This window comes from Anoxybacillus sp. B2M1, assembly GCF_001634265.1.
GTDB lineage: Bacteria > Bacillota > Bacilli > Bacillales > Anoxybacillaceae > Anoxybacteroides > Anoxybacteroides rupiense.
Map to the genome: position 1 here is coordinate 2,032,501 of NZ_CP015435.1, position 15,595 is coordinate 2,048,095.

General features: G+C 41.9%; 12 protein-coding genes. 4 read left to right on the plus strand and 8 right to left on the minus strand.

Translation table 11 applies throughout. From position 1 onward, the window contains the following. The first annotated feature begins 134 nt into the window (after positions 1 to 134). Positions 135 to 491: a YgzB family protein gene (locus tag GFC28_RS09900; RefSeq protein ID WP_044741721.1), complete on the plus strand. Its 357-nt coding sequence runs from the start codon at positions 135 to 137 to the stop codon at positions 489 to 491. A 24-nt stretch (positions 492 to 515) separates the two neighbouring features. On the opposite strand, the gene perR is transcribed toward GFC28_RS09900, so the two are convergent. From perR to GFC28_RS09930, 6 genes are all read right to left on the minus strand, one after another. Further along, on the minus strand, positions 516 to 965 hold the full coding sequence (gene perR, locus GFC28_RS09905; RefSeq protein ID WP_044741722.1) for a peroxide-responsive transcriptional repressor PerR: 450 nt from the start codon (positions 963 to 965) through the stop codon (positions 516 to 518). 234 nt (positions 966 to 1,199) lie between these two features. Beyond that, positions 1,200 to 1,676 (minus strand): thioredoxin-dependent thiol peroxidase, encoded by a 477-nt coding sequence (gene bcp / locus GFC28_RS09910; protein WP_044741723.1) that lies wholly within the window; start codon positions 1,674 to 1,676, stop codon positions 1,200 to 1,202. 103 nt (positions 1,677 to 1,779) lie between these two features. Continuing rightward, positions 1,780 to 2,178 (minus strand): potassium channel family protein, encoded by a 399-nt coding sequence (locus tag GFC28_RS09915; RefSeq protein WP_044741724.1) that lies wholly within the window; start codon positions 2,176 to 2,178, stop codon positions 1,780 to 1,782. A gap of 347 nt (positions 2,179 to 2,525) precedes the next feature. Further along, the gene (locus GFC28_RS09920; protein ID WP_044741725.1) at positions 2,526 to 3,311 is read right to left on the minus strand and encodes an ABC transporter permease; all 786 of its coding nucleotides are present in this window, start codon (positions 3,309 to 3,311) and stop codon (positions 2,526 to 2,528) included. 4 nt (positions 3,312 to 3,315) lie between these two features. Continuing rightward, positions 3,316 to 4,107 (minus strand): ABC transporter permease, encoded by a 792-nt coding sequence (locus tag GFC28_RS09925; protein WP_044741726.1) that lies wholly within the window; start codon positions 4,105 to 4,107, stop codon positions 3,316 to 3,318. Further along, positions 4,100 to 5,107: an ABC transporter ATP-binding protein gene (locus tag GFC28_RS09930; protein WP_044741727.1), complete on the minus strand. Its 1,008-nt coding sequence runs from the start codon at positions 5,105 to 5,107 to the stop codon at positions 4,100 to 4,102. The genes GFC28_RS09925 and GFC28_RS09930 overlap by 8 nt, the downstream gene beginning before the upstream one ends. A gap of 123 nt (positions 5,108 to 5,230) precedes the next feature. Between GFC28_RS09930 and GFC28_RS09935 the strand changes: the two genes are divergently transcribed. Further along, positions 5,231 to 6,526 (plus strand): glutamate-1-semialdehyde 2,1-aminomutase, encoded by a 1,296-nt coding sequence (locus GFC28_RS09935; protein ID WP_044741728.1) that lies wholly within the window; start codon positions 5,231 to 5,233, stop codon positions 6,524 to 6,526. Positions 6,527 to 7,187: 661 nt separating this feature from the next. Further along, on the plus strand, positions 7,188 to 11,663 hold the full coding sequence (locus tag GFC28_RS09940; protein WP_044741773.1) for a glutamate synthase-related protein: 4,476 nt from the start codon (positions 7,188 to 7,190) through the stop codon (positions 11,661 to 11,663). A gap of 159 nt (positions 11,664 to 11,822) precedes the next feature. On the opposite strand, the gene GFC28_RS09945 is transcribed toward GFC28_RS09940, so the two are convergent. After that, positions 11,823 to 12,668, minus strand: coding sequence for a cytochrome c oxidase assembly protein (locus GFC28_RS09945; protein WP_044741729.1), 846 nt, complete (start codon positions 12,666 to 12,668; stop codon positions 11,823 to 11,825). Continuing rightward, positions 12,655 to 13,161, minus strand: coding sequence for a DUF2243 domain-containing protein (locus GFC28_RS09950; protein ID WP_044741774.1), 507 nt, complete (start codon positions 13,159 to 13,161; stop codon positions 12,655 to 12,657). The genes GFC28_RS09945 and GFC28_RS09950 overlap by 14 nt, the downstream gene beginning before the upstream one ends. Positions 13,162 to 13,572: 411 nt before the next feature. Here GFC28_RS09950 and GFC28_RS09955 point away from each other — a divergent pair, with 411 nt between their 5' ends. Then, the gene (locus GFC28_RS09955; protein WP_044741730.1) at positions 13,573 to 14,640 is read left to right on the plus strand and encodes an FUSC family protein; all 1,068 of its coding nucleotides are present in this window, start codon (positions 13,573 to 13,575) and stop codon (positions 14,638 to 14,640) included. Positions 14,641 to 15,595: the final 955 nt, after the last annotated feature.

Genomic DNA, 15,595 nt, shown 5'->3' on the forward strand with positions numbered 1-15,595 from the left:
TCCATAAATATTTATCCGAATGCTATTACCAGCTAATTCGACAAAAATCGCAAAATTCCTCTTACAAAATTGCTTGAAATCAGATTAAATCATGCAATTTTATGGTATAGTTGTTGTTAGGAGGGAAGAGTAAAATGTCAATAAAATATTCCAGCAAAATCAACAAAATCCGCACATTTGCTTTAAGTTTAATCTTTATCGGCTTTATTGTTATGTATATAGGAGTATTTTTCCGTACTTCCATGCTGATTATGACCATATTTATGATTTTAGGGCTTCTTTTTATTATTGCCAGCACAGTCGTCTATTTTTGGATCGGTATGTTATCGACAAAAACGGTTCAAGTGGTTTGTCCAACATGTGGAAAAACGACAAAAATGCTGGGGAGAGTCGATATGTGCATGTATTGCCGAGAACCGCTAACATTGGATCCGGAACTAGCTGGAAAAGAGTTTGACGAAAAATACAATCGGAAACGAAAAAAGAGCTGATAGCCTTTTACTGCTATCAGCTTTTTAATGAGAATGATGCCCGTGTTGGCATTCAGCACATACCCCATACACTTCCATTCGATGATGACTTACTTTAAATCCTGTTACGTGTGAAGCCAACGCTTCGACTTCATCTAATCCTGGATAATGAAAATCAACAATCTTGCCACACCGCTCACAAATGATATGATAATGGTCAGAAGTGACAAAATCAAAGCGGCTTGATGAATCACCATAAGTCAATTCTTTTACAAGCCCCACTTCTTTAAAAACGCGAAGATTATTATAAACCGTGGCTACGCTCATGTTCGGAAACTTTCCTTCCAAAGCCTTATATATCTCATCTGCCGTTGGGTGTGACATGGAACGAACCAAATATTCCAATATCGCATGACGTTGCGGAGTTATGCGCACTCCTGTTTGTTTCAACGTATCAAGCGCTTCCTTTAACATTGAGTTTTCGGGCACCGCCATGCACCTCGCTTTCTTATTAAAAAAGAATTATTATTTTATAATTTTTATAATTAGTCTACCGCTATTTCATGCCTTTTGTCAATATTCCTATCATTAATATAGTATATAATCTTATTGAAGAATTTTTCACAAAAAAATAAGCGGAAATATTTTCCGCAAAACATCGTTTCATTTATGAGGAGGTATGCCCTACATTTTTAATATATTCTCCTTATTTTCTTTTGGCATGGACATTTACCTAGACCCCGATAAATTATTTATGTACCCCAAAGCTTCCTCTACATGTCCTTTTACTTTAACATTTCTCCATTCTTTAATTAAAATCCCTGACTTATCAATGACAAATGTAGAACGCTCAATGCCCATATATTCTTTTCCAAAGCTTCTTTTTAATTTCCAAACCCCATATTTTCCAGCTACCTCATGCTGCTCATCAGCTAACAGCAAAAAGGGGAGTTCATATTTTTCAATAAATTTTTTATGGCGCTCAACCGGATCTGTACTTACTCCTAAAATAACAGCCTCTAAGCGGTTAAATTGTCCATGATAATCCCGAAAGTCGCATGCCTCAGTTGTGCAGCCCGGCGTCATATCTTTCGGATAAAAATAGAGCACCACATATTTTCCGCGAAAATCAGAAAGAGATACTGTTTTGCCATTGCTTGCCGGAAGCAGAAAATCTGGGGCAAGCTGTCCAATTTCAAGAACCATCTGCTCTTCCTCCATCTCAATTTTTATCAATGTATCGCTAGACCAACAGGTTTCGTTTTCAATCTCTTATTAGCGTAGCGAAAAAAAACGAATGTTTCAATGTTCATTTTTTATTCCCATCAATAACAAAACGAGTAATAAATGTAGCTGGCATAATATACCCTAATAAAGCTTCGACCACCGCAATCCATTTCCCAATTCCTACAGGAACAATATCGCCATAGCCGACAGACAACAATGTCGTAGCACTTAAATACAAGCCATCGAGTAAAATATGACCAAATCTGTTGGTCTCCTCTTCAATATTTCTTGTAAACACATTGTATCCGTTTATTTGCATCCACGCATATATCAGTCCAAACCCCAGCATCATTGTAAAATATAGTAAGAGCAGCGCAACAAAATTTTCTGCTGAGATATATGGCTTTCTTTTGGATTGTGCTACCCACATCGAAGCAATGCTTGCGTATAAAATAAATATAACGGCACCTAATACTAACATCGCAATCACCCCATACATATCTATACATGGATATGTGGGACAAAAAAGAGATATTCCATCCGCATACTTGCGCTTATATCTAACATTTGTACGGCCCTATTGTTGTTTTGAATTCTCGTTATTCACTTGACACAACACCGATTTCCCAAAGAATCAATGGGTTTCAGCAATCAAGGGCTCATCTCTACACTATGCGTCCCCCCATAAAAAACATAAACATCCAAAAGTGACCTACGTCTAAACAGAGCAGAATTCCTCTCCTTGCTTCCATGTGATACACTCATCCGCCTGCGGCTTTGTTTTTTATAAACTAAAAAAGACAGGAACCATGCGATTCCTGCCTTTTACTAATTTCCAGCTCCACGATACCGTTTGATACCTGCGTTCCATAGCAAAAGGGCTAAAACAAAAAAGGCCACTCCCATGACAGGGGTCAAAAAAGAGTACACATACCATTCTTTTTTGCCAAGAAAATAAGCAGATGGATACACTCCCACAAAAGCGAATGGCAGAACCCATGTTAATATATAACGAATCACGCGATTATAAATATCAATGGGATACCGGCCATAGTTGCTGATGTTATACATCATCGGCATAATTGAGCTTCTCGCATCAGACCAAAAGCTGATGGTCGCCAGCGCAATAAAAACACCTGCATATATGAACATTCCACCAATCACAAATAATAGAAAGATCGGGACATCATACCAGTGGAAATCTAGATCTAAACGCGATCCTGCATATCCCATAATAATGAAGCCTGTAACTGCTCCAAGCAGCGATTCAAGCTCCATTCTCTCCAATATAATTTGAAACAAACTGTGCACAGGACGTGTCAATACACGATCCAGCTCTCCGCGCACAATGTATCTCTCATTAAAATCCCAAATATTAAAAAAGGCACCAAATAAAGCGAAAGGCACTAGAAAAAAACCATAAATAAAAATCATTTCATCCCGCGTCCAACCATGCAGCAAATCTGTATGACCGAAAACGACAAGAATAAAGATCAAGTTCACAGCTTGAGACATAAGATCAGAAAAAAACTCCACTAATAAGTCTGTACGATACTGTAATTTCGTTTTTATATATTGTGCCATATATTGAAAAAAGACAGATAGATAAAACAAGCCATTACCCCCCTTGAATCACAAGCCGCTTTTTCGCTGCCTTCCAAAGCATATAAATAGGAAATAACAGCACTACACTCCAAATAACTTGAAACAGTAGCCCATTCACAACTGCCTGTCCTTGAAAGCTTTCAGTGAAAATCATGCTTGGAATATAGCTAATCGCTTGGAATGGAAAGTATTTCATGATTTCTTGCGCCCAATCAGGGTAAAAGCTAATTGGTAAAATCAGACCCGAAAATAAATCAATAATAAATCTCTTTGCCCTCAGCAATCCTTCATTATTCAGTGTAAAAAACGCTATTACTCCCGCAAGTAAATTCAGCTCTGAATTAATAATAAAGCTCAGCATAATAGATAGTCCAAAATACATCCATGTATGGATATCAGTTGAAAAATGAAGGGGTAAAAGCAAGGCGGTAATCACGACTCCGGGAAGCGAAAGAAATAACAAGCGGAAGATCCCTTCCCCCAATCCTTGCATCGTCTTCATGCCCAAGTAATTATACGGACGGATTAATTCCGTTGCGACTTGTCCTTCTCTAATTTCCATCGCAATTTCTCGGTCGATGTTATTAAAATAAAAAGCTCTAGCCATCCATGATATGGCTACATAAGTGGCCATTTTTTCAATAGACATCCCTTGAATCGACGATTTCCCGCTATAAATCGCAGACCATAGAAAATAATACGCTCCGATATTAATGCAATAAATAAGAATACCTGTATAATAGTTGGTTCGGTAAGCCAGCATCATCAAAAATCGAATGCGGATCATTTCCATATATTTATCCATGCGCAACACCTTCTTCATAAATGTTGCGAATGATTTCTTCTGTAGAGATTTCATACAAATTCAGGTCCTGAATCTCATAATGGTTCACAATACAGCTGATAATCTCTGATACATGGGCTTTCGGTACATGTGCAATCCAACTGTTGTCTTGTTCTCCCCTACTCCACTTCACACCCCAAGCAGCCGTTAAGGGATGCAGCTCTGCGGACGTAATTTCTTGAGAAAATGTAAACTGAATTTGCTTTCCTTCTCCCCAATTTTCTTTTAAGCGCTGGAGTGATCCATCATAAATGATTTTCCCCTCATCGAGCATAATCACGCGATCACACAATGCTTCAATATCCGAAATATCGTGGGTTGTCAATAAAATGGTTGTATTATATTTTTGATTAATTTCTTTTAAAAACTCACGAATCTTTAATTTAACTAATACATCTAAGCCAATTGTGGGTTCATCCAAAAATAAAAGCGGGGGATTATGAATAAGGGCAGCGGCCAATTCGCAGCGCATTCGCTGGCCAAGTGATAATTTGCGGACAGGCTTATCGAGCAGCGGACCGATATCTAATGTTTCAATGACATGCTCCATATGCTCTTTATAATCACTGTCAGATACCCGATACACTTTTTTTAGCAAACGAAACGATTCCTGTACGGCAATATCCCACCACAATTGCGAGCGCTGGCCAAAAACAACTCCGATCGTTCGCACAAACGCTTCTCTCTCTTTATGAGGATTCATTCCATTGACGCTTACTTTTCCAGCTGTCGGCGTTAAAATCCCTGTCAGCATTTTTATCGTCGTTGACTTTCCAGCGCCGTTTTCTCCAATGTATCCCACCATTTCTCCTTGGTTCACGGTAAACGAAATATCATGAACCGCCTGAATGATTTTATAATTTCTTGTAAATAAATCTCGAAATGCTCCCATCAGCCCGGAGCGGCTTGAATAGGCTTTAAATTCTTTGCGTAAATTTTCAACTTCAATTACGTTCCCCATACTTCTCTACCTCCACATAAGCAATAGTTTATCTAAAGTCAAAAAGAGAAACAAATGGTATGCTCAAGTAAATATGTTAGAATAAGAAGCGGTAAAGAAACTCTCGTAGGAGGCTTTTGAAATATGCAATTTACAAAATCTGAACAACTTTATGAAGAAGCTCTGCAACATATCGTCGGCGGTGTAAACAGCCCTTCCCGCTCTTACAAAGCGGTTGGCGGAGGGGCTCCTGTCGTGATGGAACGCGCACAAGGGGCTTACTTTTGGGATGTAGATGGCAATAAGTATATTGATTATTTAGCCGCATATGGCCCCATCATTACGGGACATGCCCATCCACATATTACAAAAGCCATTCAACGCGCGGCAGAAAACGGGGTGTTATACGGAACACCCACTCCTTATGAAATTACATTTGCCAAAATGTTGAAAGAGGCCATTCCTTCATTAGAAAAGGTACGCTTTGTCAATTCCGGAACTGAAGCAGTGATGACGACAATTCGCGTTGCGCGCGCCTACACGGGAAGAGATAAAATTATGAAATTCGCCGGTTGCTATCATGGACACTCAGATCTTGTTCTAGTCGCTGCTGGATCTGGCCCTTCGACATTAGGTACTCCTGACTCTGCTGGCGTGCCACAAAGCATTGCTCAAGAAGTGATCACTGTTCCTTTTAATGATATTGGCTCATTTAAACAAGCAATGGAAAAATGGGGGGAAGAAGTGGCAGCCGTTCTTGTTGAGCCGATTGTTGGAAATTTCGGCATTGTTGAACCGAAGCTAGGATTCCTTGAAGCAGTGAATGAAATCGCTCATCAAGCCGGGGCACTCGTCATTTACGACGAAGTTATTACGGCATTCCGATTTATGTATGGAGGGGCACAAAATTTGCTGGGTATTGAGCCTGACTTAACTGCACTTGGAAAAATTATCGGCGGCGGTCTTCCAATCGGAGCATACGGCGGCCGGAAGGATATTATGGAGCAAGTTGCTCCGCTCGGTCCAGCATACCAAGCTGGAACGATGGCCGGCAACCCCGCGTCTATTCTTGCTGGAATCGCCTGCTTAGAAGAATTGCAGCAGGAAGGGGCATACGAGCATCTTGACCGGCTTGGGGCCATGCTGGAAGAAGGCATTCTCTCTCATGCAAAAACACATGAGATTCCCATTACCATTAACCGCCTAAAAGGAGCTTTAACCGTTTATTTTACAACACAAAAAGTGGAAAATTATGAACAAGCACAACAGACAGACGGAGATATGTTTGCTAAATTTTTTAAATCGATGTTAAAACAAGGGATCAACCTTGCTCCTTCCAAATACGAAGCTTGGTTTATTACACTTGCCCATACAGAATCAGATATCCAATATACGATTCAAGCAGTGGAAAATGCATTTAAATCACTCAGATATGAATAATTATACAAAAAATGAACGGAAGCCCCTTATCTTCCGTTCATTTTTTATTTCTATTGTAATCGTTTACAAGTCTATTTTTACATTTTTCCTCAAATGAATACAACATCCATAAATATGAATAAATAATTGATTTCGCTTAATAAAAATGGTAACATAGACTATAAATTCTGAATATTTTTTATCTACAGAACTAGTCGCTCTCATAAAATAAGCACCTTGAAAAATGGCTGCTTGTCTGTCGCAGCCGGCAAACCATTCCTTGTTAGCGGCCAATTGTTTTTATTTTTTACAAGATGAGGAGTTCATTCGGTGGTCGGATGGCCAAACAACGATATTTCACAGGTTTTCACAGGATTCTATTACGTGAATATGTGATAAAGACAAATCATAACGTTTCGATTTTCCAGAGAGCAGGCCTTTCATCTCCGAGTTGCATTTATATATACAGGTTGGCTTGAAAACGCTTAGCAAACAAGGAGTGAAGATGAACAAGGCCAGTGATACAGGCTGAAAGCGTTTATATTGGCAATGGGCGCTAGCATATTCAGCAAACCCACATGATTCTAGATCCCCTAGTTGTTGGGGTTTTTTCTTAAACCAAACACTGTACACAGGAGGTGAAGGCCGAGAAGTGGATATCCCCCACTTTAAAGCCACTCAAATGAAACAACATTGGAATCCAGCCCTTTTCAAGGATTTTCATCGTGCAGAACATGACGCATGCGGCATTGTGTCAGCTCTCGAGAAACGACGCATTCCAACAAAAGAAAACATTATGACCTGTATTCAAGCACTTGTCAAAATGAACCACCGCGCCGGATTTATCAATGGGGAAGGTGATGGGGTCGGCGTTCACATTGACTTGCCAAAAGCTCTTTGGATGGAAAAACTGGCAGCCGCTGGCCAAAATCCGGAGATAGCAAATGATCCTTCTTTTACAGTTGGTCATATTTTTATTAACCGAACAGCGGATGTTGAAAAAATAAAAGAAACGATAAAACAACAATTCCAGCAGTTTGGTTTATCCATGATCTTTGAGTCTGACCGCGTTACTCACTCGCGTGCACTAGGACCGATCGCTCTTCGTCAAGAGCCTGTTTTTTGGCAGGTGGCTCTGCTGCCTTCACAAAACGGTCACTACTTATCCCGGCGTCTTTTTGAGCTTCTTATCGATATCGAACAAGACGAAAATGTTCATGTCGCATCTTTGAGCAATTTTCATGTTGTTTATAAAGTAATGGGAGCAGGAGATATATTGCCAAAATACTATGAGGATTTGGCCAATCCCCTTATTGCTTCGACGATTACCCTTGGACACAACCGTTACTCAACAAATACGTTATCAAATTTTTTCAGGGTCCAGCCATTTAGCGCTCTAGGCCACAATGGCGAGATTAATACAATCGCTAAGCTTCGTGAAGAAGCATTGATGATTGATGTTCCCCTTCCAAAAGACGGAAGTGATTCACAGGATTTAAGCCGCACAATCGAAACACTGATTTGCCGTCATGACTACAGTTTGTTTGAAGCAATGGATTTAATGTTTCCGCCAATTATTAACGAAATCAAATCCTACCCTTCTCATTTGCAAGATTTATATACGTATATTCGGGAAGCATGGGGACACTTTTCCCAAGGACCGGCAGGCATTATTTCCCGCTATGGAGACGAAGCTGTCTTTAGTGTCGACTCGCTAGGATTACGGCCTCTTTGGAAATTAGAAACGGAAGATCGCTTCATTTTTTCTTCTGAGCCTGGCATTATTCCGACCAGTGAATATACAGGCGAACCAAAGCCCTTGGCACCTGGCGAAAAGATCGGGTTTAAATGGGGAGCAAACGGGGCGATCCAGATGTTTGAATATGCTGATTTTCAAGAGGAAGTATATGCGCGTTTTGCCAAGCGCTTCGACATTTCTAATTTTCGCAAGCGCCTTGAACCGCCTGCTTTGGCGAAACATGTATTTATGGCGTCCACAAACAAAGTGCATAATGGTCAGTATGCTGCTTTTGGATGGGACCGAGAACATATCCAGCTCCTTGAACAAATGGCGGAAAAGGGCGCTGAGCCGATTCGTTCACTCGGTCATGATGCTCCTCTTGCCGCTATTGATAACGGGCGGAAAAATCTCGCTGATTTTATTAAAGAAAGCGTGGCGGTTGTCACGAACCCAGCCATTGATCGCGACCGTGAAACCGAACATTTTTCAACACGCACCATCATCGGCAAACGTCCTGCGCTCTTTGGAGAGCAAGATGTATCTTATGCAATAGAGTTGGCTTCTCCTATTTTAGTGGAGGGCAAGCTTGGCCATGAATGCGCAGATTTATTGCAGCATCCTTCCTATGATCAAATTGTCCATTCGTTCCAAGCGAAAAAATTAGCCTATACGATTTCGGCAACCTTTTCAGCCGATGAAACGATCCCAGATGCATTACAGCGGCTGTCTGCCGAGGCATGCGATGCAGTCCGCTCAGGGAAAACATTGCTGGTGATCGACGACTCACAAGCGCATCAGCGCGAACATTTGTGGCTCGATCCATTGCTTGTCACATCCATGCTCGATCACTCATTAGTCGAACAAGGATTGCGCCGTCATTGTTCGATTCTGCTTCGCTCTGGGGCCATTCGCTCCTTACACGATTTCATTGTCGTTTACGGGTTAGGGGCTGATGCCATTAGTCCATATTTAATGATGGCTACCGTTGCTTCTGAAAGCACCCCTCTTCCGGTTGTTCATTTATTCAATGCTTTGAATAAAGGATTGGAAAAGGTCATTTCCACTATTGGCATTCATGAATTGCGCGGATATAGCCGCCTTTTCTCATCAATCGGCTTGCATAATGACGTCGCTGATGCTTTAAAAATTGACAACTTCTTTGGGTCTGATTCTTTAACCTATAATTTTGCTTCATTAAAAGAGGACGCGATCGCCCGGTTAGCGGACTATGGCGATGAAAGCGCCAAGCCAAGAAAAACCTTCCACCTCTTCCCTCGTATTTGGAAAGCGATTGGAGAGGTTGCGCAAACCGGAGTTTATGACCATTATCGTGAAAAACTAACCGAATTGGAAACAGAAACACCGACAACCATCCGCCATTTACTTGATTTAAAGAAAACAAAGAACAGCCTCTCAGCGGAAAAAGTAGATATTAGTGTCGGTGAGCATAGTTTGCCATTTGTCATTGCCTCTATGTCGTTTGGCTCGCAAAACGAAGTGGCATTTCGCGCCTACGCAGAGGCGGCTGATCGTCTTAATATGATCAGCTTAAACGGTGAAGGCGGAGAAATTAAAGATATGCTTGGAAAATATCCGCGCACGCGCGGACAGCAAATTGCTTCAGGGCGTTTTGGGGTCAACGCCGAGCTGCTCAACTCTTCTAATCTATTGGAAATCAAAATCGGTCAAGGAGCAAAGCCGGGCGAGGGAGGACACCTTCCCGGATCAAAAGTCACTGCCAAAATCGCCGAGGCGCGCAATGCGACGATTGGTTCGGATTTAATTTCTCCATCGAATAATCATGACATTTACTCAATCGAGGATTTAGCACAAATGATTGCAGAATTAAAAACCGCTAACGATCAAGCTAAAGTTGCTGTAAAAGTTCCTGTCGTTCCAAACATCGGAACGATTGCAGTCGGCATTGCCAAAGCAGGAGCGGATATCATTACACTAAGTGGGTTCGATGGAGGAACAGGAGCAGCGCGCATTCATGCGTTACAGCACGTCGGTCTCCCTGTAGAGATTGGGGTCAAAGCCGCACACAACGCACTTCTTGAAGCGGGATTAAGAAATAAAGTCGAAATTTGGGCAGATGGCGGGATTAAAAGCGCTCTTGATGTCATAAAAATCATGCTGCTTGGCGCCAATCGAATCGGTTTTGGCACTCTTTCTATGATCGCCATCGGCTGTACAACGTGCCGCGGCTGTCATTTGGATACGTGTCACGTCGGCATCGCTACGCAAATCGAATCGGAGGCACAGGCAAAGGAGCATGGATTACGCCGTTTCGTACCGCGACAATTCAATGCTGCCGTGCAAGGATTAGTCCACTTATTTACTGCTTTTGGTCATGAATTAAAGATGTTAACGGCTTCGCTCGGCTATGAGCGGCTGCAAGATCTTGTCGGACGCTCTGATTTATTAGAGCAAACAAGGGGATTCGATCAACTAAATTTGGCAAGCCTGCTGAATGTATTAGAGATTGAGCAATTTTCTCAAAAAGAAGCAGCAGCTAGCTTAGAAGAACCGCAGATGCTTGTAGCGGCTGGAGCAGAGTATTTAGACCATCGCGTAGAGGATCTGCATCGTTCTCGAGAATTTTCTACCGTTACATCGGAGCAGCGGGTTCTTGGCAGCCGTGTCTCTTGCCATCGCGTTCGCGGCCGCCTAGATGGCTCGTATAAAAAATTGCCAAACATCACATTGCGCTTTAAAAATGGCTCCATCCCCGGAAACGGTCTCGGCGCTTACAATAGTCATGGAATCGACATTCATGTAGATGGCGGAGCACAGGATGGAATTGGCAAAACATCGTTTGGAGGCAGCATCCTCATCTTTAAATCAAAAGGAAAAGATGGAAAGTTTTATAACGGCTCTGTCGGAAAAGGATTTGGCTACGGAGCACAAAAAGGATTGCTTGTCGCTCAAGGAAATGCAGATGCGCGCGCAGGCATTCGCCTCTCAGGAGCGGACTTAATTATTGGCGGTCAAGTCACCGCGCCAATCCCGGAACAAGAGCATGGCAATATTGGGGCTCGCGCGAATATTAAAGGATTTGCCTTTGAATATATGACAAATGGACGCGGGCTTGTTCTCGGCGATCCAGGACCATGGATTTGTGCTGGTATGACAGGCGGGGTCGTCTATTTACGTCATCAACCGGAGATGGGGTTAACAAGAGCTGCTCTTGAACGCCGAATCGCCAAGGGGGCCCAAGTTCGTATTGAACCCCTCAACGGGCAGAGCCGAGCAGATGTAAAAGCGCTATTGTCTCAATATATCGCTTTACTCATCGAACATGAGCAGGAACAGGAGGCCGAGGCCCTAAAGCCTTTACTGGAACATCCTGAACATCATTTCTTCCAGATTAGTCCGACAAAAGAGCAAGCTGATCCTTCCGTTTCAACAGAATGATCATTTTTATCCGCTTCCTACAAAAGGTATCCCGTTTCTGCGGGATACCTTTTTGTTAATAATCCCGTATAAAATGAGCCTACAACCCCTAGCCGATGTTAAACTAAGGATAGTGGCCATTTTTCTCCTTCAGCAAACCGTACCATGCGATCATAAAAATCAACCTTGATTATAATTCGAGACTTTTGAGCACTGCTCCATACCTACCGATGCTCGAGGTCGGGTAGCTTTAAACCACTGAAAACATAGCATGAAGATAAGAACAGCATCAATCACATCTCCACCGTAGTACATTAGCATCCCTCCCATTTCCGCCTGCTCTGTAGAGACGCCATGAGGCGGGTGAGCATAGATGTATTTGGATAAGATGCTGTGTCCAGCTAACGCAACTGTTAATACGACGGCCCGACAGACAAAGCTAGACTTATGCGGCATTGGATCAATATAAATCATAGACACGGTAAAAACATATCCAGCAAGGAATACATGTATATGTACCAATATATGCAAAAGTACATTTCGCTGCATCATAGCATACAAGTCAGTCGTATAAAGTAACCATAGTCCTCCGACATTAAGACAAGAGGCGACAACAGGATGTCCCAAAATACGAATCGGCCAACTCTTCAGCACGTTAGAAAGACGTCGGGCGAGAGTCACATTGAGTGTTCTCAGGACAAGAGTCATCGGCGCCGCTAACGCCATCAGAAGCGGAGCAAGCATTCCCAGTAGCAAATGCCCCATCATATGTGCTGTAAAATCCATATGAGCACGATTCGCTAGAGGGCCAATCACTGCGGCAATGGCGCACAGAACTCCAAGCGCCCAAAAGATCGTGCGATGGATTGGCCAGTGCTTATGGCGGCGATTAGATATAAATGCAGCGAAGATATAAACAACTAATAGCAGGAAAAACGGCAATGCCAATAGTAGCTGCGCTAGTATCCCATTTGCGTAATCAATATGGGTGCCCGTGCCGTGATGAACGTAATTATTGATGTTCATGTGAATGCGTCCCCCTTGGCGGTTGTGAATCATTTCGTGCACGAATGATGAGAATCGCACCTGCTATTATCATACCAATCGCAATGATATTCCATGTCAAATCATAAGGAAGAAGATTCACATTGTAGCGAATTTGATGCAACCGCATCAGCTTATGCTGGATTGTGCCATCGTATAACTGGAATATTCCTGCCCCTAGCAGCACCCCTCCCCACCATCTAGTGAGCCGCAACGCGTTTCGCCGGCGAAGATCTGCGAGCATAAATAGCGATCCGACTGTCGCAAACCAACTAAAAGCATGGAACAAACCATCTGAGACCAATCCAATACTTGTCGTGGACTTGTCATAAAAATGGTGCCAGTGCAACAATTGATGAAAAACCGCTTCATCGATAAAGGCCACTAAACCAAGGCCGAACAAGAAGCCTGACCATAGGTTACGGGCTAAGTATGGGGAGCTAGTTGCATCATGTGAAGGATTCTTTAGATTCATCTTTCCGGCAGTCATACGATCCTCCTCTTTTAACACTTGAATTTTCACATCGTTTCTTTCCACAGCTTTTCCCGAATAAGCAAACTATAATCAACCTCAACAAGAAATCGACTCCAATAAATTGCACAGACAAAACATAATAGCCATCGTGTTTACTCATAGATGCCTTCTTATCTACTTTACATAACTTCATTTTTTTAAGGGTGGCTGTCTCTCGCCGGATATGTTCAATCAATGGCGACCACCCGTTATTCTGAATGAAAAAACAGCCCGGCATATACATAATACCGCTGCTGTTCTTTTTCAGAATGAGGGGGATTTTCCTACTTGATATCCTTCGATAAACCCTGTATATTACTAAATTGTTCACAACTATAATTCCAAATAAAAAGGAAGGATACGAAAACGAATATGAAACTCGGAGCCCGCATTTTCAAAACGGGAATTGCTGTTACATTGGCGCTTGTTTTAGCCAGCATGTTGAAGCTTCCTGCCCCATCCTTTGCAGGTATATCGGCTGTGTTTGCGATGCAGCCAACGATTTATCGCTCTTACTTATCTTTGATCGAGCAATTGCAAGCGAACGTGATCGGAGCTGTGTTTGCGATTGTTTTCGTCCTGTTATTTGGGCACAATCCTTTTATCATTGGATTGACAGCCATTTTAGTGATTGCGCTTTGCTTACGGCTTCGGCTTGAGTCCACCATTTCCGTTGCATTAGTGACCGTAATTGCCGTCATGGAATATACAGAAACAAACTTTATTCAATTTGCTCTGATTCGTTTTTCAACCATTATGCTTGGCATACTCGCCGCCTTCATTGTGAACTGCATATTTTTGCCGCCAAAATATGAAAAAAAGCTGTATGACAGCATTGTTGAAAACACCGAGACGATTTTAAAATGGATTCGGATTAACACACGGCGTGCTTCTGAGCATCACGTTCTCAAAGAAGACATCGAAAAACTAAAAGAAAATATGATGAAGCTCAACCAGCTTTACTTAATGTATAAAGAAGAACGAATCTACTTCGCGAAAAAACGCTATCAAAAATCGCGGAAGCTCGTACTATACCGTCAAATGATTACAGTTACCAATCGAGCGCTAGATGCTTTAAGAACGCTTCATCGCTTTGAGAATGAGCTTTCCCAAATGCCACCTGAATTTCAACAAACATTGCGCTCACAGTTGGATTGCTTGCTTCATTATCACGAGCAAATTTTGCTGAAGCTGGTCGGCAAAGTGAAGTTTCAAGCAGAATCTAAAATAGCGGATGAGGCATACGATGAAAAAAAGCGACTTGTGGAGGCTTTTTATCAATACAGTAAGCATGGAAATGAATATCATCTATTGTCGCTCGTTGGAACGATTATTACTTATGGAGAACAGTTGGAGCATCTTGATAAACTTGTGGAGAGCTTTCAACAATATCACAAAGATGACGAAGAACCTCTGCACCTTTCCGGACAACAAGGATGATATCGTGAAGATACCTGCTGCCATTTTTATCACAGACTCCATCATTTTAGAGAGGCAGCGCCCTCATCAGAGAGCGGCGCGCCTCTTTTTGCTTTCCCGCAAAAAATCAGCGAGCGAATATAGCAAGCCTGCTGTGTCAATATTTGTCCCCGGGTGAGTAGGCTGCCCTCCTTCAAACAACGCGAGAAAAGAATCTTGTTCAATGCTTGAAGGATGATGCGAAAGGGTGAATGCGAAATTGAGAAAATCTCGATTCGTTGAACATAATATGTTAGATTGAACATATAGGCTATTCTTCGAGAAAAGAAAATTCAATGTTCTCCCTCTCTCTTTCTTTTTGTCCATGATGATTTCCGTTTGGTCACCTTTCCCGTACAAGAACATTCTCTTCTTGGTATCTTCTATGTCTCTCCACGCATAACTTTTCTAAAATCTCAAAAACAATTTGCAGTAAAGGAATTAAAATCATCCAATAAATCTATTTTTTGTATATGTATGAAGTTGATTTTTTGGAAGTATATGCTATTATAAATTATGGAAAGTGTTATAATTAAAGGAATGTATAAATAAGCTTACAAAGATGTTATCAGTCATCCCCCTATCATTTGCAGCAGCATATCGTGATTCTTATTCATTTGACATTGCAACAAAGATTTATAAACAACTACTAGTTTTATACAGAAGGAGATCCATACTGGTATAGTGGATCTGTCTCTTCCCAAAAATCTGACTATAAAGTAGAGCTATATAAATCCTGGCTCACTAATTATCGTTTTACCAAATCAGCAAATGGTTATTACGCTACTAAAAGTTGGGGAGTTGTTGCTGCCGGGGATTATACTGTCAATGTCACGAAAACTGGTGGCGAAGGCGACAAGGTAATCGGCAGTGGAAGCATCGACCAATAACGATATAAGAACAAGTCTAAATTCGATGACTTGTTCTTTCAATTTTT

Coding starts and splice junctions, on each gene's coding strand:
- GFC28_RS09940 (WP_044741773.1), top strand. CDS start 7,188: ATGAAACAACATTGGAATCCAGCCCTTTTCAAGGATTTTCATCGTGCA.
- GFC28_RS09900 (WP_044741721.1), top strand. CDS start 135: ATGTCAATAAAATATTCCAGCAAAATCAACAAAATCCGCACATTTGCT.
- GFC28_RS09915 (WP_044741724.1), bottom strand. CDS start 2,178: ATGTTAGTATTAGGTGCCGTTATATTTATTTTATACGCAAGCATTGCT.
- perR (WP_044741722.1), bottom strand. CDS start 965: ATGGCGGTGCCCGAAAACTCAATGTTAAAGGAAGCGCTTGATACGTTG.
- GFC28_RS09955 (WP_044741730.1), top strand. CDS start 13,573: ATGAAACTCGGAGCCCGCATTTTCAAAACGGGAATTGCTGTTACATTG.
- bcp (WP_044741723.1), bottom strand. CDS start 1,676: ATGGTTCTTGAAATTGGACAGCTTGCCCCAGATTTTCTGCTTCCGGCA.
- GFC28_RS09950 (WP_044741774.1), bottom strand. CDS start 13,161: ATGAATCTAAAGAATCCTTCACATGATGCAACTAGCTCCCCATACTTA.
- GFC28_RS09935 (WP_044741728.1), top strand. CDS start 5,231: ATGCAATTTACAAAATCTGAACAACTTTATGAAGAAGCTCTGCAACAT.
- GFC28_RS09945 (WP_044741729.1), bottom strand. CDS start 12,668: ATGAACATCAATAATTACGTTCATCACGGCACGGGCACCCATATTGAT.
- GFC28_RS09930 (WP_044741727.1), bottom strand. CDS start 5,107: ATGGGGAACGTAATTGAAGTTGAAAATTTACGCAAAGAATTTAAAGCC.
- GFC28_RS09925 (WP_044741726.1), bottom strand. CDS start 4,107: ATGGATAAATATATGGAAATGATCCGCATTCGATTTTTGATGATGCTG.